Raw genomic sequence first — 19,501 nt, 5'->3', positions numbered from 1 at the left:
GTCAGAATGTTAGGACAAGGCTACGTCAGGCCCGCCGAGGCGGCAACGACAAGACTGTCGGGGGTGTGGTGTTGAATGAGCGCAACAGCGACGAGGGGGTGCAACGTGGGCGAAGGCAGGAACGACTACCGGCCGCCGGCCGACTACAAGGCGCCAGACTTCGTGCAACTGTGGTCAGACTCAACGACTCGCAGTAGCGAGCGCACCGAGCAGGAGCGCGAGCAGCGCGCCCGAGACGGGCAACGCGACGCTGAGCAGCGCGCGCAAGACGGGCAGCGGGCGCTCGAGCAGCGTGCGCAGGATGCGCAGCGTGCCGCCGGTCAAGCGGCTCGGGATGCGCAGCGGGCTGCTGAGCAGCTCGCGCGCGATGAAGGGCGGGCCGCGACGAGCACCGCCGCACGCGCCACCTACGACCTCGATCGCAGCGGCGAGGGCGCCCAGCGCGGACTCGCGTACTCGCACGGTGCCGCAAACGAAGCGCTGCTGCGTCGCCGCGCACAGCAGCCGACTCAGGCGCCAAGTTCCGGGCCGCAGCCGAGCTCCACTCAGGCACCGGCCCAGCCCCAGGCCTTGGCCTCGGCACCGAGCCCCTCCGATCGCCCCCAGCCGGCGCCCCCCGCCGCCGCGCATCAGCTCACGCCGAACACGCCCACACCGAACACGCCCACGCCGGGCGTGCATCCGACACCCGCGGTGCCCAGGAGCCGCGCGGCGAAGGGGCCTGCCGCGAAGAACGCCGCGCACATGGGGCAGCCTGCACTGGGCCCGGGGTTCGCGATGGGCGCGGGCCTCGCGGCGGTGATCTCCGCGTTCCTGGGTTTCTGGATCGCGCTGGTCCTCGCGCTCGCGGCTGCGGCGGGGCCCATCAAGCGCGGGTTCAGCGCGGGGCCGAAGGGCATCGCCAGTTCGATCCTCGCCATCCTGCTCTTCGTCGGGGCGGCCGGAATCCAAATCCAGCAGTGGCTTCCCAGCTCATCAGATGGCGGGCAGTCAGGCAGTGAGCAGACAGGCAACGAGCAGACGACGGGCGGCCTCGAGGGGGATGCGGTCGAGACGGACCCCGTGCCGCAGTTCACGCTGCAGAGCGGCACACCAGTGAGCGGGTACGGCGAGGCGAGCCTCGACCTCGTGCTGCCCGCGGGTGCTGAGGAGCTTGCCGTGCTCAACATCTACGACGCAGTCGGCGACCTCACCTTCTCGGTCTCGAACCCGCAGACCACGGTCGAGCTGCAGTTCGGTAGCGGGGTGCCTGGCGAGTCCCGGCAGGTGCTCGTGAACAAGGAGGGCGCGGCGGCGCTCGGCCTCGGGCGTGACCCTGAGTCGGTTGCGAGCAGCAACCTGCAGATCATCTCGGGCAGCGAGTGGGAGGTGTCGATCTCGACGATCGACGTGCTTCCGGCGTTCGAGACGGAGCTCGACGGCGCGGGTCCCGGCCTCTACCTGTACACCGGCGGCGGAGGGGAGGCGGTGGTCTCGTCGAGCGAGTACGGCAGCCTCCGCGTGTACACGCACAGTGCGGTGCTCGACGTCATCGAGTCAGACCTGCCGGTCAACGAGGCGCGCAGTTGGGGGCCGGGACCGATCGTGGTCGAGGTCGCCGAGGCCTCGGGCATCGACGGCGGCCCGCTGCCCTGGAGTATCCGAGTCACCGCCGTCTGAGCCGTGTCGCCTTCAGGTGGTGAGTCACCACCCCACGGGGATTGCGTCGCCACCCTTACGGGGGTGAGTCGCCACCCCACAGGGGCGCTGAGACTGCTCTGCAGTGTCGCTGCGAGTGCACTGGACGGGCGTTGTGCGCGCACGCCCGCGCACCGCATCCGCTGGCCCCGCACCTGGCGACGGCGTGACGGAATGTGACGCAGAGCGGCGCCGCGCGACCGTCTCGGAAGTTCCGTGAACAGGGCGCATCGCCCGCGCATCCGTGTGCCCCTACCTTCTCGACATGCCCTCATATCTGAGGGCGAGCCCCTCGGACCCGAGGGTCCGCCGAGAGGAGAACGCGATGTCACAACTCGACACCGCACCAACCACCGACAGCACCTCGTCGACACCACCGGACGACGCCAAGCCGTTGAAGAGCCATCGCGTGCAGACGCTCGGCCCGGGCGAGCATCTCAAGGTCGTGCACCCGAAGCACTGGGTGCTGTGGATTCTCTCGGCCATCGCGGTGTTCGCGGTCGCCCAGTTCGCGTGGTCGCTCGTCACGAACCAGCGCTACGAGTGGAACGTCTTCGCTGAGTACTTCTTCAGCCCGATCGTCGTCAACGCGCTTATCTTGACCCTGCAGTTGACGGTGCTCTCGGGTGCGATCGGCTTCATCCTCGGTGCCCTGCTCGCGGTCGCGCGCCTTTCGAAGTCGCCGCTCCTGAACTCCCTGTCGTGGAGCTTCATCTGGTTCTTCCGCTCGGTGCCGCTCGTCGTGCAGCTGGTTGTCTGGTACAACCTCGGCTACCTGTACCCGACGCTCGGGCTGGGAACGCCGTTCACGACCGACTTCTGGCTCGTCGAGTTCCCGACCGTGCAGCTCATCTCCTCGTTCGCTGCGGCGACGCTCGGCCTCTCGCTCCACCAGGCCGCGTACTCGGCGGAGATCATCCGCGCCGGCATCCTCTCGGTTGACCAGGGCCAGCTCGAGGCATCCGCTGCGCTCGGGCTCCCGCGCCGGTACCGCTTCTTCCGCATCGTCCTGCCGCAAGCGGCCCGCGCCATCACGCCGAACGCGTTCAACGAGATCATCGGCCTCGTGAAGGGCACCTCGGTGGTGTTCGTTGTCGCGCTGCCCGAGCTGTTCTACACGGTGCAGGTCATCTACAACCGCAACCAGCGCATCATCCCGCTGCTGCTCGTCGCGGTCGTCTGGTACGCCATCATCACGACACTCCTCTCGATCGCGCAGTACTACATCGAGCGCCACTTCTCGAAGGGCGCCCACCGCGAGCTGCCACCGACGCCCATCCAGAAGGCGAAGGCCTGGATCTCCGAGAAGTGGGCGCTGCTCGACGACGAGAAGGCCGACGAAGATCCGGAGAAGCCCGACGGAACCGCAGCCGAGACCCAGAAGGCACTCGACCGGAAGAAGCACGGCATCCCGGCGGGGGCAACCGCGCCCGCAACGGCAGCAGCACGGAAGGACGTGAGCGAGGCATGAGCCAGGCAACCATCAACCGGAACGCTCAGGCGGAGCTCGAGCGCAGCAGCGCGGCATCCGGGCAGATCAGCGTGTGCGGGGTGAGCAAGTCGTACGGCGCGCACGAGGTGCTGCACGACATCGACCTCGAGATCGAACCAGGCGAGGTCGTCGCGCTGCTCGGCCCGTCCGGGTCCGGCAAGTCGACGCTGCTGCGCACCATCAACCACCTCGAGTCCGTCGACGGCGGCTCGATCCTCATCGATGGCGAGTACATCGGCTACGTCAGGAAGGGAGACCGCCTCTTCGAGCTGCGGGAAGCTGAAACGCTGCGCCGCCGCACGAGGGTCGGCATGGTCTTCCAGAACTTCAATCTGTTCCCGCACCTCACGGCGCTGCAGAACATCACGGCCGCGCCGGTCGCGCTGCAGCGGGCGTCGAGAGCGGATGCGGAGACCCAGGCGCGCACGCTGCTCCAGCGGGTGGGGCTCGAGGGCAAAGAGCACCACTATCCGCGGCAGCTCTCCGGCGGTCAGCAGCAGCGCGTTGCGATCGCGAGGGCGCTCGCGCTCAAGCCGGACGTGCTGCTCTTCGATGAGCCGACGAGCGCGCTCGACCCGGAGCTCGTGGGCGAGGTGCTCGACGTGATCCGTGAGCTCGCCCACGGCGGCACGACCCTCGTCATCGTGACGCACGAGATCGGCTTCGCCCGTGAGGTTGCTGACCGCATCGTGTTCCTCGATGCCGGCCGCATCATCGAGCAGGGCACGCCGGAGCAGGTGCTGACGAACCCGCAGCACCCCCGAACGCAGGACTTCATCCGCAAGGTGCTCTGAACCGCGGCTTCCCGCACTCCGGGCCCGGCGCATCCGGACCCGTCTTCTCACGACCCTGATTTTCCAACGCACACCAGCACATCCCCCCCCGAAAGGTGCCACTCATGGCAAAGCTCAACAAGAAGAAGGTCGGCGTCATCGCCGGCGGTGTGGCGGCGCTCGCCGTCATTGGAGTGGTCGCGACGACCCTCATCGTGAACGGCCAGTCGGCCCCCTCAACGGCGGCTGAGCCTGACGGCGCGCAGCCGGCCAGCGGCCTCATCGAGTTCGACCTGACCAGCGCGAACGTGGATGGGCGCCCGCAGATCGACCCGGTTCCCGAGGCGCTCGCGGCGCTCGAGGCGTCTGGCTGGGAGCCGGCGGAGGCCGGCAAGTTGACGGTCGTGGGCAGCGCGTACATCCCGCCGCTCAGCTTTCTCGCCGAAGACGACAACGTCACCCGCCTCGGCAGCGAGGCAGACTTCGCGCAGCTGATCGCCGATGGGCTCGGCCTCGAGCTCAAGGGCGAGGTCGCGGCGTGGGCCGACTGGCCCCTCGGCGTGCAGTCGGGCAAGTACGACCTCATCACCTCGAACGTGACGGTCACCGAGGAGCGCAAGGACCTCTTCGACTTCGCCACGTACCGCGAGGACGTGCTGGGCTTCTACGTGAAGGCCGACAGTGAGATCGAGTCGATCACTGAGGCGAAGGACGTCGCGGGCCTGTCGATCATCGTTGGCGCTGGCACCAACCAGGAGAAGATCCTCGTCGCCTGGGATGAGGAGAACCAGGCTGCGGGCCTTGAGCCGGTCGACTTCCAGTACTACGAGGACGACGCCGCAGGAACCCTCGCCCTCCAGTCCGGTCGAGTGGATGCGACCTTCGGCCCGAACGCGACGGCCGCGTTCAAGGCGGCGAGCGACGGCGAGACGAAGCTCGTCGGCACGATCAACGGCGGCTTCCCCGCCAACGCGCAGATCGCCGCAGGCACTGCGAAGGACAACGGCCTCATCGAAGCCGTATCGATCGTCCTCAACCACGCCATCGAGAACGGGCAGTACGACGCGATCCTCGACCGCTGGGGGCTGCAGGATGAGCGCATCGAGGTCTCCGAGGTGAACCCCGCGGGTCTGCCGCGCGAGGAGTAGTCATCTCGCTGCCCATGACGACGGAACCCGTCGCGTCCTCGCAGGCTGAGGGCGCGGCGGGTTCCGTCGCGCCGTCTGCGCCAAGCCGCGCCGAGGGTCTTGTGCTCGCGCTCGGGGTGGCGACCGCGTTCACGACCCTCCTCGACCAGGCTGTCTTCAGTTTCGCGGTGCCGAGCATTCAGCGCTCTCTGGACGCCGACCCGGCGCAGGTGCAGTGGCTGACGTCGTCGTATTCGCTCGCATTCGGGTTGGCGCTCGTGGGGGCCGGGCGTCTCGGCGATCTGCTCGGGCGTCGTTCGCTGTACATGCTGGGGTTGGTGCTGTTCGCCGTGTCCGGGTTCGCGGCCGCGTTGGCGGATGACGCGACAACCGTCATCGTGGCGCGTCTTGTGCAGGGGTTCGGCGCTGGCATTGTGAACCCGCAGGTGCTTGGCCTGTTCCAGGACACGTTCCGCGGCATCATGCGCTCGCGTGCGCTTTCGGGCTACACGACGGCAGGTTCGGCGGCCGGGCTGGTCGGCCCGCTGGGCGGGGGGATCCTGCTGACGGTGTTGCCGGATGCGACCGGCTGGCGCCTCGTGTTCCTCCTCGCCGTGCCGTTGGCGGTGGTGCTGGTCGTCGCGGCGGTGTTCGTGCTCCCGCGGCCGACGGCCGTGCGCGGCGGGATGCGCGTCGCGTTGGGGCACGTGGATGCGGTGGGCGTGGTGCTGTTGGGCGCCGGCACGCTGGCGCTGCTGGTCGCGGCGGCGAGCGGGGGCTGGGTGCTTGTGGTGCTCGCCGCGGCCGCGGTGGTGCTCTTCGGAGGGTTCGCGCTGTGGGAGCGGCGCGCCTACGCGAAGGGGTTGGCGGCGGTGCTGCATCCGGCGCTGGTGCGCAGTCGCGGCTATCTGTTGGGGACCGCGGTCGCGACGCTGACCTTCGGGTCGGCGCTCGGCTTGGGGTTGCTCACCACCCTCTTCCTCATCAGCGGGATCGGCTACTCGCCCTTCACGGCGGCGCTGCTGCTGACGCCGCGCGCGCTGGGGATGGTGCTGGGCTCGATGCTGAGCTGGCGGCTCGTGCGACGCTTCGGTCGCGGCGGCATCACGTGGGTGCTCGGGCTGGCCCTGCTTGCGGTCACGGCCGAGGTGGCGCTCGTGGCGACGGGCACGGAGGGGCTGATTCTGCTCGGCGTCGCCGGTGCCGGGGCGCTGCAGGGCTTCTTCGCGGGGCTGACCACACCTTCGAACCAGTCGTTGACGCTGAACGAGGCACCCGCCGGGGTGAACGGTGTGGCGGCCGGGTTCTTCCAGCTCAGCCAGCGCCTCTCCGCGGCGCTCGCCCTGTCGGTGTATGCGGGCACGTACCTGGCGGTCTCGGCGTCGATGCCGGCGAGCTTCGCCTTTGGCGCCGCCGCCTCGATCACGATCGCCGCATCCCTCGGTGCGATGCTCGTCTCGGCGGCTGACGCGCGCACCAGGTCCCCGGGCGTTTCGCCAGAACCCACGGGAAGCTAACGTCGCTTCCGACCAAAATCTCCCCAGAATACGAGTCTCCGTAGCCCAGCGAGCCCTGCGCTCATACATTGAGCGAGCCAGTCGACCACCGCGTCCTGGCACCGTGTTTCACCCCCTAAACTCGGAGGCTCAGTTGACCGATCCAACCCCATCTTCAGCACAGTCGGGCGTCGGCCGCCGGCAGATCGTCGCGGGCGCCGCCTGGACCATTCCGGCCATCGCGTTCGCGACCGCGACGCCGTCCTTCGCGGCCAGCCGATGCGTGCCGAACCGCACGCACGAGGCGAGCCGTCCCGCGGTCGGCACGAGCCCGAACCGTGCGTCGTCGGAGTGGACGGTGCCCGCAGGTGTGACCCGCGTCGAGTACGAGGTCGTCGGCGCGCAGGGCGGCAGCGACGGCAACGACGTCGGCCGTGGTTCGAAGGTGACCGGCTTCCTCACGGTCACTCCCGGGCAGGTGCTCACGCTCATCGTGGGTCAGGGTGGGTACGCTTCCCCCGACTACGGCATCACGGCGACCGGCATCCCCGGCGGTCAGGGCTTCGGCAACGGAGGAAACTCCGGTGCGAACCCGAGCCTGTTGAACACCTTCAACTCCGGTTCCGGCGGCGGAGGGTCGGCCATCCTGGTTGGCACCGCTCCGATCGTCGTCGCGGGTGGCGGTGGCGGTGGCGGTGATGGCATTGGCATCCAGATGCCCAATGTGAACCCGAACCCCTTCACGTACGGGCCGCGAACGGGCGGCAACGGTGGCGACCCGGGCGGCTCAGCGGTAAACCGCGTGGGCACCTGGACGACCAGAGGGCGTCAGATCACCTTCAACGGCGGCGCGGGCGCGAACGGGGCCGTCGGCGGGGCCGGCGGGGCGACGTCGGCCGCGTACCCGGCGTCGCCACCGCCCACCGACTACTCGACCTTGGCGGGCAGCGCTGGCGGCAACTACGTCGCAGGCGCTGGCGGCAACGGCGGCAACGGTGCGGCGGTCACGTCGACGGTCGCCTTGAACCCGGACAACGGCGGCAGCCAGGTCGCGCGAGGCGGCACCACGGGCGGTGGCGGTGGCGGTGGATACGCGGGTGGTGGCGGCGGCGGCACGATCGCTGTCGGCTACGGCATCGCGGGCACTCCCTCTGTGGCCAACCCTGCGGCGCAGTTCGCCTCGTCCTCCGGCGGCGGTGGCGGGTCGAGCTTCGTCAGCCCCACGGCGGTCGGCGGTGTTACGTCGAGCGTGGGACTGTTCGAACTCGGACCTGCGCCGGTCGACGCCACAACCGCGCGAACACCGGGCTCCATCACGCTGAAGTACTGCGCGCCGACGGTCTGACCTCGTCGAATGCCAACGCCCGCGCTCACCGATCGGTGAGCGCGGGCGTTCGTGTCACTGCCGCGCCGTGACCGCCTTCAGGAACGTGACGGTCGACCGCAGCGCGGCCTGCGCATCCGCCCCCTCGAGCTTGAACTGGTACTCGTGCTGGAGCGCCGGCTGGTGGTCGTCTGGGTAGAAGACGGTCGTGACCGGCACCCCCAAGACCTGCAGCCTCTCGGCGAACGGCTCCGACTGATACGGGGTGAGGGGGTCGGCGTTACCACCTGAGATCCAGGTCTGCGGGAAGTCTGCGGTCACCCAGTTGATGGTCGACATCTCTCGCCCGCCGGGGGTGTCGACCCAGTTTCGGTCGCCCTGGTACGCCCAGAGCGCGACTCGGAAGCCGTAGCCGCCCAGGCCAGGGGCGTCCGGGATGCCGCTCACGTCGTAGATGCCGCAGTTGAGCACCACCCCGGCAAGTTGGTCAGAGCTGAGCGCGGGGGAGACCCCCACCTGCTTCGCGTACTCGGGGTTCGTCGACATCGTTGCGAGCTGGCTCGCGAACTGGGCTCCGGCGGAGTCACCGGCCAAGACGATGCGGCTCGGGTCGATGTTGTACGCGGCCGCGTGCTCAGTGAGGTGCGCGAGCGCGTCGTTGAGCTGCGTCAGCGCCGTCGGGTAGGTGGCCTCCGGAGCGACCGTGTAGTTGAGCGCTACGGTGGTGAAGCCCTCGGCGGCGAGGATCTGCACGTACGGGTCGACGTTCTGTTTGCTGCCGGAGATCCACGCACCCCCGTGGATCCACACGACGGTGGGCAAGGGCTCGGTCGTGCCCGCGGGGAAGTAGAGGTCGAAGGTCGTGTCGGCGCCGTCATCGCCGTACGACAGGTCGAGCTGCGACTGCAGGCTGTCGGCGGTCGGCGCGAACGTCTCCATCTCGGCGATCGTCCGCTTCGCGTCGAGCTCGAAGAGCGCGCGGATGAGCATGGCCGCAGGCCACGGGGTCGACACCCAGATGATCGCGCCGACCAGGCCGGCCGACACCACCCCGAGCGGCACTGTCCTGCTCTTGCGCCGATACCAGGGTCTCTTCGACGTGACACGCGGGGGGATGCTCACGCGGCCATTCTTCCAGCACAGTTCGATGCATACGCACGTCACCGTGTTGTCGGCGGGACTCGGCATGCAATAGGTTGCAGAGCATCCCCTCCCTCGATGCGGCGACGCAGCGCCGACCGCCCGAAACGGCAGCGCTCGCGCGAGCATCCCGACGCCGATAGGCAGCGCATGTACGCCCTCCTCGTGATCCTCCAGACAGTGGTGCTTCCGCTCGTCTTCGGCGGGGTCCACCTGGGGGTCGCGGGTGGCAACCCGGCGCTCGTCTTCGGCATCTGGTTCGCGTTCTGGGGCGTCGGCTCGCGCCTCATCGTCGCCGGCATCAGCCAGCTCGCCAACCCGCGCCGCACGACCCAGACCATCCTCGGCGCATCAGGCGAAGGCGACCAGGGCAGCGACGACGAGCTCGCCGAGGCCGCGTCGACGCCCGCGGGGACGACGACCGCGGGCACGGCGACCAGCACGCTGCAGGCCCCCGCGACGACGCAGGTCGTCCAGGAACTCGGGCTCGCGAACCTCAGCCTGGGAACCGTGGCGCTCGTCTCTTCGCTCGTGCCGGGCTGGGGGCTGCTCGGCGCGCTCCCCGGTGCCATCTACCTGGGGCTCGCAGGCATCCGACACCTCATCAAGCGCGGCAAGGGAACCAACGAGCTCGTCGCGACCTGGACCGACCTGCTGGTGTTCCTGATCGTCGTCGGCGGCGTCATCGCCGCCGCGATGCGCGCTTGGTGAGCTGCGCGCTTCCCGGCTCGTCGCTCCGCTCGCTGCGATAGCGTCGAGCACCATGATGCTTCGCCTGGCTCGCGTGCTGCTCGTGCGCAGCGCCGTGCGCGACGTGCGGACGGGGTTGCTCTCGATCGCGGTCGCCGGGCAGCGTCCGACCGGCGGGGCCGTGATCGCGGCGAACCACGGCTCGTGGTGGGATGCGTACCTGATCGGCCTCTACGCCAGGAACGTCGGCGTCGACGTCGCCGTCATGATGGGCGACGAGCAGCTGCAGCGCTTCCCATTCCTGAGGCTCATCGGGGCGGTGCCGCCGCGGGCACTTCGCACGCTCGCCGATCGCGCGCACCGGGGCGACTGGGCGCTGATCTTCCCCGAGGGCGAGCTGCGAGCGGGGCGAGGCCTGGCGGCGCTGCGCCCGGGCGCCGAGTGGGTCGCGAGGCGCGCCGGGGTGCCGCTCGTGCCCGTCGCCATCAGGGTCGTGCTGCGTGGGGCAGCGAAACCCGAGGCGTTCATCCGCTTCGGAGCGCCGGTGCGCCCGGAACAGCTCCCGGTCGCGCTCGGCTCGATGCTCGAGGAGCTCGATCGAGCCCTCGACGCCGCCGACCCAGCCCTTCCGCTGCCTGGGTATCGCATCGTCTTCGATGCGCGCCGCTTCCGCCGCGATCGCGTCGGCTTCGCCGGGCGGATGCTCGCCTACCTGACCAGGCCGCAGCGTTCGGGGTCGCGCGGCGCTGGTGAAGAGCCGCGGAGCGGCAGGTGATCGGGCGGGTCGTCGCCGGGGTCTCCTCGGCGTACCTGCTTGCCCGGGGCATGGTGCTCCTCGCCAACCTGTGCACGCAGCCGAGCTTGCGCGCGAGGCGCGGCGCAGCATCCGCCGCGTCAGCGAAGACCGCGGCCGGCGCACCTCGGGTCACGCTGCTGATTCCCGCCCGCGACGAGGCGGAGACCTTCCGCGTGACGATGCCCGGCTTCCTCGCCCAGGGCGCCCACGAGGTGGTGGTGCTCGACGACGAGTCTGCCGACGCGACGCGCAGCCTCGCCGAGGAGGCCGGGGCGCGGGTGCTCGCCGGCACGCCGCGCCCCGACGGCTGGACCGGCAAGAACTGGGCGTGCGCGCAGCTCGCCGAGGCGGCTGGGGCCGCTGCGGCGGGTTCGGCGCACGCCGTCGCACAGCAGCCGAACGACGACGTGCTCATCTTCACCGACGCCGACGTCCGCTGGAATCCGGGGGCGCTCGACGCGCTGCTCACCACGATGCGTGCAACTCGCGCCGACCTTCTGACGGTGTTCCCCCGGCAGGAGGCCGGCACCCTCGGCGAGCGGCTCGTCACGCCGCTCAACGACGCGGTGGTGCTCGGCTCGGTTCCCGTCGCGCTGCAGCATCGGCGCGCGCCGGTCGTCGCGAACGGGCAGGTGATGGCCTTCACTCGCGGCGCCTACGAACGCATCGGCGGGCACGCGGCGGTGCGCGGCGAGCTCGTCGAGGACATGCGCCTCGCCGAGCGGATGCGTGCGGCGGGCGGCAGGGTCGTCGTCGCGCGGGGCGGAACAGCCATCGGTGTTCGCATGTACGACGGCTACCGCAGCTCGGTTCGGGGCTTCGCGAAGTCGCTCCTCGGCCTCCACCGCGGCTCGCGTGCGCTGATGGCCGCGACGAGCTTGCTCACGCTGTGTGTCTACACGGCGCCGTGGGTGCTGCTGCTTCTTGCCCGGCGAGGCCAGACGACGGGCGGCGCCGGCGCCGGGGGTGGCACGGCGCGCCTCCTCCACATCGTGCGCGTCGCCGGGCTGCTCGACCGGGCGCTCGTGAACGTCGTTACGGGCCGCCGAGGGCTGCTCGACCTGGCAGAGGGCCTGCTCGGGCCGATCAGCCCTCTGCTTGTGCTCCCGGTCTACGCCTTGGCCGGCCGTCGCCGCGTGTCGTGGAAGGGGCGCGAGTACCCGGCCTGACGCCTGAGGCCTGCGCTGCGCAGGCGCCCGCGTCTACGTGTCGTAGAAGCCGGGCGTAGACTTCTGGGGTGACGTCCCCCGGCCCGCAGACCCGCTTCGCGGGAGACGTGGACCCGGGTACGTGGTCGCGCCGCGGCGACCGCGACCTCGACCTCGACGACACTCTCGATCTCGATCTCGATCTCACCGCGCCCGTCGATGCGCGGCCTCGAGATGCCGCGCGCCTGCGCCGCGTCCGGCTCGCCTTCCTCGCCGCCACGGTTTCCACGTTCATCGCCCTCGCCTCGCACGTCCTCGCGGGCGGCGGCATGCCCGGTGTCCTCGGCGTCGCGTTCCCGTTCGGGCTCGCCGTGCTGGCGTGCCTGCTGCTCGCGCGCATCCGCACCGACTCGCTCAGGCTGGGGCTGTCGGTGGGCGCGAGCCAGTTCCTGTTCCACACGCTGTTCGTCCTGGGTACGCCGCCGACGGCGGGCGGGGCGACGGATGCGCATGCGGGCCACGCCGGGCACGGCCAGCTCGCTGCGGCCTCCGCGATGGCCGACTTCGCCTCGACCGCGGGCGCCGGCGCGCCTGCCGCGGCGGTGCACCTCGGCCACGACGGCCCGCTCATGTGGGCGATGCACGCGCTCGCGGCGGCGCTGACGGCGCTTGCCCTGTACTTCGGCGAGGCCCTCGTCTCTGCCCTCACGAGGGCGAAGGCTGCGGCCGCGGAGCTGCTGCCGCACCTCGTGCGCTCGCTGCTCTTGCTCCACGCGCGGGCTGTGCGCCCCGCCGTGGTCGCCGACTCGACCCCGCTCGAGCTGCCCTGGGTGCCGGCGCTGACGGTGCGCGTCGAACGCGCGCAGCGCAGGCGTGGCCCACCCGCGCTCGCGATGACCTCAGCATTCGCGACCTCGAACTGACACCGCCCCCGTAGCCTGCCAGCCCTGCTGGCGGGCCCTGTCCGGTGCTGTTCGGCGTCGATCATTCTCCGTCCGCGACGACGCGCGCCTTCGGCGTGCCGCTTCGCGCGCGGGCGGACAGACCCGAGGAACTCTCGAGATGTCTTTCGACTCAGCATCACTTCCCACGACCACCACACGACTCCTCAGCTCCACCGCCCCGCGGCGAGTGTTCGGGCTCGCCGCCGCCGTAGCGGCGCTCATCCTGGCGTGCCTCCTGGGCTTCGCCGGTGCGGCGCCGGCGCAGGCACACGACCAGCTCATCCAGAGCTCGCCCACACCCGACCAGGCGCTCGACGAGGCGCCGACGCAGATTGCGCTCACCTACTCCGCGAACATCATGGAGATCGGGCCGATGATCGTCCTCCAGGACGCGGCCGGCACCACGTGGCCGACCGGCGAGCCCCTCATCGACGGCCCGAACGTCACGAGCACCGTCGACGATGCCCTGCCAGACGGCACGTACGCCATCAACTGGCGCGTCGTCTCGTCCGACGGGCATCCCATCACGGGGACGATCCCGTTCACGGTCGGCGATCCGGCGGCAGCGGATGCGCCTGCCGCCGCGTCGACGCCGGCTCCCGAGCCGACCCCATCGGCCACCACGGTTTCGCCCACGGAGACCGAGTCGCCCTCCGGCGCGACGACGGAACCGACGGCCGAGGCCGCCTCGAGGTCGCCGCTCGACGTGCCGCGGATGCTCCTCATCGGCGGTCTCGGCGCGTTGGTCGCGCTCGGCATCGCTTGGGTGATCGTCCGCTCGCGCAAGGGCGCGGCGCCAGCCGCCGGCCAGGGAGACGTCGGCCAGCCAGACGCCCTCCCGCGCGACCCCGCCCCGCAGGACGACGATGCGCGCTGACGCCGCCGTCCACATCCCCTCCACACTGCTTCGCAAAGGAACTTCTGACATGACCATCACCAGCACCGCTCGTCGTCGACCCCTGACCGGGGCGGCCATCTTCGTCACCGCGGCCCTCGCCCTCACCGGGTGCTCGGCCGGGACCCTCTCGGCCGATTCGGCCGCTGACGCCCCCACCACGCCAGCCGCCGAGGCCGTCGTCGTCGAGAACGCCTGGGTCAAGGCGGCCGACTCCGGCATGTCGGCCGCCTTCGGCGAGATCGAGAACGTCGGGGAGGGCGAGGTGACGATCGTGTCGGTCGCGAGCCCCGCATCCACGGCCCTCGAGCTCCACGAGACCGTCGAGAACGAGACGGGCGAGATGACGATGCGCGAGAAGGGCGGTGGGTTCACGATCGCTCCCGGCGAGACGCTGATGCTCGAGCCCGGTGGAAACCACATCATGCTCATGGACCTGCCCGAGCCGATCGTCGCGGGCGACGAGGTCACGTTCACGCTCACGTTCTCGGACGATTCGACGCTCGAGGTCACGGCCCCGGCGAAGGACTACGCGGGCGCCAACGAAAACTACGACGACGGCGGCGACATGAGCGGCGACATGGACATGGACCACGGCGACCACGGCGACCACGGCGACCACGCGGACCACAACTGATGGCGGGCGACCAGGCCGCTGGTCGCCCGCGCCCGTCCCGGCGGCAGCTGCTCTTCGGAGGAGCTGTCGCCGGGTTCGGGGCGGCCGCGGCCATCGGTGCTGACCAGCTGCTGGGGATCGCGGATGCGCCCGCCCAGGCCGCGAGCGCGGAACCGGAGGGGCTCATCCCGGGTGCGGATGTCGTGCCGTTCCACGGCGCGCACCAGGCTGGGATCGCGACGCCCCCACAGGCGCACGCGACCCTCATCGCGCTCGATCTGCGCGACGGCGTCGATCGGGAGGCGCTCAGACGGCTCATGCAGCTGCTCACCGACGACGCGGCGAGGCTCACGCGCGGCGAGCCGGCGCTCGCCGACTCGGAGCCGGAGCTCGCGCGCGTGCCCGCGAACCTGACCGTGACGTTCGGGTTCGGCCCTGAGTTCGTGCGCCGCGCATCCACCGCCGCAACGCAGGCGCCTGCCTGGCTGAGGCCCCTGCCGGCCTTCGGGATCGACCGCCTCGAGCCGTCGTGGAGTGACGGGGACCTGCTGCTGCAGATCGCGGCGGACGACCCGTTCACGGTCGCGCACGCCCAGCGCATGCTGCTCAAAGACACCCGCAGCTTCGCAACCGTGCGCTGGACGCAGCCCGGGTTCCGCCGCGCCAGGGGATCGGAGGCGCCGGCCACGACCATGCGCAACCTCTTCGGGCAGATCGACGGCACCGTCAACCCGGCGCCGCCGACGGTGGACTTCGAGCAGCTCGTGTGGATGCGCGACGGCGTCTTCGCGGGCGGCACCGGGATGGTGGTGCGGCGCATCCGCATGGACCTCGACAAATGGGACCGGCTCGACCGCGGCGGTCGGGAGCAGTCGGTGGGGCGCACGCTCTCGAGCGGGGCACCCCTCACCGGGCAGGAGGAGCACGACGAGCCCGACTTCGCGGCGAAGAACGCGGCGGGCTTCCCGGTGATCGCCGCGTTCTCGCACATCCGGCGCGCCCGATCCGACAACAGGGGCGAGCGGTTCTTCCGCCGCGCGTACAACTACGACGACGCCCCCACCGGTGACGAGGTCTCGAACTCAGGGCTCCTGTTCATCGCCTTCCAGGCCGACGTCGATGCGCAGTTCGTGCCCATCCAGCGGCGGCTCGACGAGCTCGACCTGCTCAACGAGTGGACCACGCCCATCGGGTCGGCCGTGTTCGTCGTGCCGCCCGGATGCGCGGAGGGCGGTTACGTCGGCGAGGGGATCCTGCGGTGAGCGGCAGCTTGGCGGCCACGCGCCGCGCACCCGGGTCTCCGACGCGCCGGGCCGCTCGCGGCGGATGGTTCGGGCAGCTCCTCCTGCGGCTGCACTTCTTCGCCGGAGTGTTCGTCGGGCCGTTCATTCTCGTGGCGGCCGTGAGCGGAGCCCTCTACGCGCTGGCACCCCAGCTCGAACAGCTCGTGTACGACCACGAGCTGCACGCGCCCGTCGCCAGCAGCTCCCTGCCGCTCGCCGAGCAGATCAGGGCAGCGGATGCGTACGTGGGTGCCGATGCGTCCGCGTCCGCGTCGATCGTGGCCGTCCGGCCAGCTCCGAGCCCCGGCGACACGACGCGGGTCATGTACGCCGATGCCAGCCTGGGGGAGAGCACGACCCGAGCGGTGTTCGTCGACCCCGCGACCGCCGAGATCCGCGGTGACCTTCCGGTGTACGGCACGTCCGGCTCACTGCCGCTGCGCACCTGGATCTCAGACCTGCACCGCAGTCTCCACCTCGGCGACTTCGGCAGGCTCTACAGCGAGCTCGCAGCGTCCTGGCTTGGCATCGTGGCGCTCGCGGGTGCGGGGCTCTGGCTTGCCAGCTTCCGCCGAGCGGCTCGCGCCAAGCGTGTGGCTCAGCAGCGTGAGCTGCTGCGCCCGAGCCTCGGGGCAACCGGGTTCAGGCGCACACGCAGCCTGCATGCATCCACCGGAGTCTGGGTGCTTCTCGGCGCGCTCTTCCTCTCGGTCACGGGCATCACGTGGTCGCAGTACGGCGGGGCCAACTTCACAGAGCTGAGGGCGAGCGTGGGTTGGACGACGCCCTCGCTCAGCACGAGCCTCGACGGCGGCAGCGGGGCGGCAGCTGCCGACGAGCACGCGGGCCACGGTCACGCGCCGCCGACGAGCGAAGGGGCCGGCGCGCCGGGCCCACTTGCACCGGAACCAGGTGCGCCGAGCCCGGGCGCCTACGACTCGGTGCTGTCGGTTGCCCGTGAGGTGAACGTCAACACGGGGCTGGTCGAAATTAGGCCGCCCTCCGCGCCCGGCACGGCGTGGGTCGTGCAGGAGATCCAGCGCAGCTTCCCGACCGAGGTGGATGCGGTGGCGATCGACGGGCGGACCATGCAGGTCACCGATCGTGTCGACTTCGCCGACTTCGGCGTGGTGGCGAAGCTCAGCCGCTGGGGCATCGACCTGCACATGGGTTCGATGTTCGGCCTCGCGAACCAGCTGGCGCTCTTCGCGCTCGCGGTTGGTATCGCGGCGATGGTGGTGTGGGGCTACGCGATGTGGTGGCAGCGGAGGCCCCGCCACGACCCTGCGCGAGTCGTCGGCGCCGCCCCGCCGCGGGGTGCGGTTCGGGGCGCCCCGTGGTGGGGCGTGCTCGTTGTGCTCGCGGTGTCCGTGGCGCTCGGGGTCTTCCTGCCGCTCATGGGTGCGTCGCTGGCCGCCTTCGTGCTGGGTGATGCGGTCATCGGGTGCATCGCGAGGCGCCGGCTCAGTTCGCCGTGACGCCGGGCCACACGTAGTCGAGTCCGCGTTCGGTGTCGGGGAAGAGCGCGCCGTAGAACGCTTCGTCTTTCGAGATGAGCTTCGAGCGGTGCGACTCGTGCAGGGCCTCGTCGCCGAGCCACGGCGGAGGGGTGGGCGTCAGAAAGCCCGCGCCTCCGCCCTCCGCCGCGACTTCGAAGACGGCGAGCGTCTTCTCGGCGCACGTGTCCGCGTATCCGCGCCCTACCCATTCGGCGCAGAAGGCGCCTTGGTAGTCGAGCAGGGTGCGCTCGTAGCCGATCCACATCTTCACCACGGGGTGCTGCTGCCACCCGTACCCGGGAACGGTGAGCGCCTTCATGACCTGCAGGGTCTCGACGCGCTGCTTGCCGAGGCGTTGCCGGTCGAGGACCCGCGCTGATTCGGCGAAGTCTGCGTACGGGAGGAAGGTCTGCATCAGCCCGTTGTACAGGCCGGAGATCGGTGGATGCGGGGAGTTGGCCGCCCGCCGAGCGGGTCCGATCAGGGGTCAGGAAGGGGCTCCGCGACGCGCGCGGGCCTTGCGGGCCCCGTAGTGCTGTGTGATACGTTACCCCGACTCGAGCGACCGATCCCCCTGGTTGCAGTGACCGACGGAGTTCACATGTTCATCTCACGCACGCTCCCCGTGCCTGCGCTCCTGCAGTGTGGTCGTGAGTTCACGCCGGCGAAACATTCCTCGCACTCGAGGGAAACGTTTGGGGTGTCGTATGGGGATGTGCCTCCCACTGGCCCCCGCCCGAGTCGCAGTGATATGTCACATTCCATTTGGGAGGTCACGGCGGCCAAACGCGGCCGTCTCCGCATGTTGTGAATGTGATCGCTCTCATTGCTCGCGGCGACGCGATCGAGAGCACAAGCCCTCGTCTTCGTCGTGAAGACCATCTGAGAGGAAAACCCCGTGAAGAAAAGAAGAATCGCCGGCGCCCTGGCGCTCGCTACGACCTCGATCATGCTGCTGAGCGCCTGCGGCGGAGGCGCGGCCCCGCAGGCCGACAGCGGCGCAAGCGGAGAGCCCGTCGCCGGCGGCACGGTGCACATGCTGCAGAACGCGGATTTCTCCTACCTCGACCCGGCACGCGGTTTCGACGGCGGCGTCAACGCCTTCTACCGGCTCATCTACCGCGGCCTCACGATGCAGGCGGCCGGCGACGCCGAAGACCCCAACGCGATCGTCGCCGACCTCGCTGAGGGCCTCGGCGAGCAGTCCGAGGACGGCCTCAAGTGGACCTACACGCTCAAGGACGGCCTGAAGTTCGACAACGGCGACCCGATCACTTCCGCTGAGGTGAAGTTCGGCATCTCGCGGGCCTGGGACCCCGAGATCGGCATCGGCTCGCCGTACCTCAAGCAGGTCATCGACGCCCCCGAGGGCTACGAGGGCCCGTACGTCACGGGCGACCTGCCCACGATCGAGACGCCGGATGAGAAGACCATCGTCTTCAACCTCAAGGCTCCCTTCCCCGAGTTCGACAATGTGCTCGCGCAGGCGAACGCGGTTCCGTTCCCCGTCGGCACGGGCGGCGGCAGCGAGTTCATCAACGACATCATCGCCTCAGGCCCCTACACGCTCGAGAGCTACACCCCCGGGACGGTCATCAACCTCGTGCGCAACGAGAACTGGGACCCCGCGACGGACGACGTGCGCAAGGCGTACCCGGACGAGTGGCAGTTCGACATCGGCCTCGACCCGGCCACGATCGACGAGCGCATGATCGCCGGTCAGTCGACCGACATCAACGCGATCTCCGGCGTCATCCAGGCGGCGAGCCTCCCGCGTCTGCAGACGCCGCAGCTGCAGGAGCGCACGGCGCTCTCCCCGGCGTACTGCACGACCTACATGTCGATGAACACGACGAAGGACGCCTTCAAGGACGTCAAGGTGCGCCAGGCGGTCAACTACGCGCTCGACCGGGCCGCGATCCAGAACGCGTCGGGCGGTAACCAGCTCGCTGACCCCGCGACCGCGATCATCCCCCCTGCCGTGAACGGCCACCTCGAATACGACCTGTACCCGAGCGAGGGCGGCGACTTCACGGGCAACCCCACTGAGGCGAAGAAGCTCCTCGAGGAGGCGGGCGTCGGCGACGGCTTCTCGTTCACCCTCGACGTGCGCTCCAACCCCAAGGCGCAGGCACAGGCTGAGGCCATCCAGCAGGCGCTCTCGCCGCTCGGCATCGACGTGGCGCTGAACGTCATCGACGTCTCCACCTACTACGAGACCATCGGAACGACCTCGCAGCAGAACGACGCGGCTATCACCGGCTGGTGCCCCGACTGGGCGTCCAGCGCGAGCACCTTCCTCCCGCCGCTGTTCGACGGGCGCAACATCACCGAGAAGGGCAACTCGAACCTGGCGCAGATCAACGATCCGGCGATCAACGAGCGCATCGACGAGATCAAGGCGATGACCGACCTCGAGGCGGCCAACACCGCCTGGGGTGAGCTCGACAAGCAGATCATGGAGCTCGCACCCATCGCCCCGCTGGTGCTCGAGAAGGGCGTCTTCCTACCGGGTGAGAACATCGCCGGCTACTACCCGAGCACGAGCATGACCGACCTCACGATCGTCGGACTCGCGGACCCGTCTAAGGGCTAATCACC

At 70.1% G+C, this 19,501-nt stretch carries 17 protein-coding genes; 15 read left to right on the top strand and 2 right to left on the bottom strand.

What is annotated here, in order from left to right; translation table 11 throughout:
• Window positions 1-105: 105 nt before the first annotated feature.
• From ACPYN9_RS10675 to ACPYN9_RS10650, 6 genes are all read left to right on the top strand, one after another.
• Window positions 106-1,659, top strand: a complete 1,554-nt coding sequence (locus ACPYN9_RS10675; RefSeq protein WP_424466414.1) for a hypothetical protein — start codon at window positions 106-108, stop codon at window positions 1,657-1,659.
• 343 nt (window positions 1,660-2,002) lie between these two features.
• Window positions 2,003-3,148 carry an amino acid ABC transporter permease gene (locus tag ACPYN9_RS10670; protein ID WP_424466412.1) on the top strand — a complete coding sequence of 382 codons (1,146 nt, stop codon included), beginning with the start codon at window positions 2,003-2,005 and terminating at the stop codon, window positions 3,146-3,148.
• Window positions 3,145-3,963: an amino acid ABC transporter ATP-binding protein gene (locus ACPYN9_RS10665; protein WP_424466410.1), complete on the top strand. Its 819-nt coding sequence runs from the start codon at window positions 3,145-3,147 to the stop codon at window positions 3,961-3,963. Before ACPYN9_RS10670 ends, ACPYN9_RS10665 begins: the two co-directional genes overlap by 4 nt.
• 104 nt (window positions 3,964-4,067) lie before the next feature.
• Window positions 4,068-5,090 (top strand): ABC transporter substrate-binding protein, encoded by a 1,023-nt coding sequence (locus tag ACPYN9_RS10660; protein WP_424466409.1) that lies wholly within the window; start codon window positions 4,068-4,070, stop codon window positions 5,088-5,090.
• A 14-nt stretch (window positions 5,091-5,104) separates the two neighbouring features.
• Window positions 5,105-6,586 carry an MFS transporter gene (locus tag ACPYN9_RS10655; protein ID WP_424466407.1) on the top strand — a complete coding sequence of 494 codons (1,482 nt, stop codon included), beginning with the start codon at window positions 5,105-5,107 and terminating at the stop codon, window positions 6,584-6,586.
• 133 nt (window positions 6,587-6,719) lie between these two features.
• The gene (locus ACPYN9_RS10650; RefSeq protein ID WP_424466405.1) at window positions 6,720-7,910 is read left to right on the top strand and encodes a hypothetical protein; all 1,191 of its coding nucleotides are present in this window, start codon (window positions 6,720-6,722) and stop codon (window positions 7,908-7,910) included.
• 54 nt (window positions 7,911-7,964) lie between these two features.
• Here ACPYN9_RS10650 and ACPYN9_RS10645 read toward each other — a convergent pair whose 3' ends face one another.
• On the bottom strand, window positions 7,965-9,011 hold the full coding sequence (locus tag ACPYN9_RS10645; RefSeq protein WP_424466403.1) for an alpha/beta hydrolase: 1,047 nt from the start codon (window positions 9,009-9,011) through the stop codon (window positions 7,965-7,967).
• A 96-nt stretch (window positions 9,012-9,107) separates the two neighbouring features.
• On the opposite strand from ACPYN9_RS10645, the gene ACPYN9_RS10640 reads away from it, so the two are divergent.
• The 8 genes from ACPYN9_RS10640 (at window position 9,108) to ACPYN9_RS10605 (ending at window position 16,879) form a co-directional block, all read left to right on the top strand.
• Window positions 9,108-9,740 carry a hypothetical protein gene (locus tag ACPYN9_RS10640; protein ID WP_424466401.1) on the top strand — a complete coding sequence of 211 codons (633 nt, stop codon included), beginning with the start codon at window positions 9,108-9,110 and terminating at the stop codon, window positions 9,738-9,740.
• 52 nt (window positions 9,741-9,792) lie between these two features.
• On the top strand, window positions 9,793-10,494 hold the full coding sequence (locus ACPYN9_RS10635) for a lysophospholipid acyltransferase family protein (protein ID WP_424466399.1): 702 nt from the start codon (window positions 9,793-9,795) through the stop codon (window positions 10,492-10,494).
• Window positions 10,491-11,684: a glycosyltransferase gene (locus ACPYN9_RS10630; protein ID WP_424466398.1), complete on the top strand. Its 1,194-nt coding sequence runs from the start codon at window positions 10,491-10,493 to the stop codon at window positions 11,682-11,684. Before ACPYN9_RS10635 ends, ACPYN9_RS10630 begins: the two co-directional genes overlap by 4 nt.
• Before the next feature lie 68 nt (window positions 11,685-11,752).
• Window positions 11,753-12,586, top strand: a complete 834-nt coding sequence (locus tag ACPYN9_RS10625; protein WP_424466396.1) for a hypothetical protein — start codon at window positions 11,753-11,755, stop codon at window positions 12,584-12,586.
• Between the two features lie 139 nt (window positions 12,587-12,725).
• Window positions 12,726-13,484, top strand: a complete 759-nt coding sequence (locus tag ACPYN9_RS10620; protein ID WP_424466394.1) for a copper resistance CopC family protein — start codon at window positions 12,726-12,728, stop codon at window positions 13,482-13,484.
• Window positions 13,485-13,533: 49 nt separating this feature from the next.
• A complete protein-coding gene (locus ACPYN9_RS10615; protein WP_424466392.1) occupies window positions 13,534-14,139 on the top strand; it encodes a copper chaperone PCu(A)C in 606 nt (201 codons plus the stop codon).
• On the top strand, window positions 14,139-15,380 hold the full coding sequence (locus ACPYN9_RS10610) for a Dyp-type peroxidase (protein WP_424466390.1): 1,242 nt from the start codon (window positions 14,139-14,141) through the stop codon (window positions 15,378-15,380). The genes ACPYN9_RS10615 and ACPYN9_RS10610 overlap by 1 nt, the downstream gene beginning before the upstream one ends.
• Complete coding sequence (locus ACPYN9_RS10605; RefSeq protein ID WP_424466388.1) at window positions 15,338-16,879, top strand: PepSY-associated TM helix domain-containing protein; 1,542 nt, start codon at window positions 15,338-15,340, stop codon at window positions 16,877-16,879. The genes ACPYN9_RS10610 and ACPYN9_RS10605 overlap by 43 nt, the downstream gene beginning before the upstream one ends.
• On the opposite strand, the gene ACPYN9_RS10600 is transcribed toward ACPYN9_RS10605, so the two are convergent.
• Complete coding sequence (locus ACPYN9_RS10600; RefSeq protein ID WP_424466386.1) at window positions 16,866-17,315, bottom strand: MSMEG_6728 family protein; 450 nt, start codon at window positions 17,313-17,315, stop codon at window positions 16,866-16,868. The genes ACPYN9_RS10605 and ACPYN9_RS10600 overlap by 14 nt on opposite strands.
• A 483-nt stretch (window positions 17,316-17,798) precedes the next feature.
• On the opposite strand from ACPYN9_RS10600, the gene ACPYN9_RS10595 reads away from it, so the two are divergent.
• Window positions 17,799-19,496: an ABC transporter substrate-binding protein gene (locus ACPYN9_RS10595; protein ID WP_424466384.1), complete on the top strand. Its 1,698-nt coding sequence runs from the start codon at window positions 17,799-17,801 to the stop codon at window positions 19,494-19,496.
• The last annotated feature ends 5 nt before the right edge of the window (window positions 19,497-19,501 follow it).

Origin of the sequence: Pseudoclavibacter helvolus, assembly GCF_049707175.1 — a bacterium.
In the GTDB taxonomy this organism is placed as follows: Bacteria; Actinomycetota; Actinomycetes; order Actinomycetales; family Microbacteriaceae; genus Pseudoclavibacter; species Pseudoclavibacter helvolus_A.
Note: the sequence above shows the minus strand (reverse complement) of the source record. Positions and strands in the feature narration are given on the sequence as shown.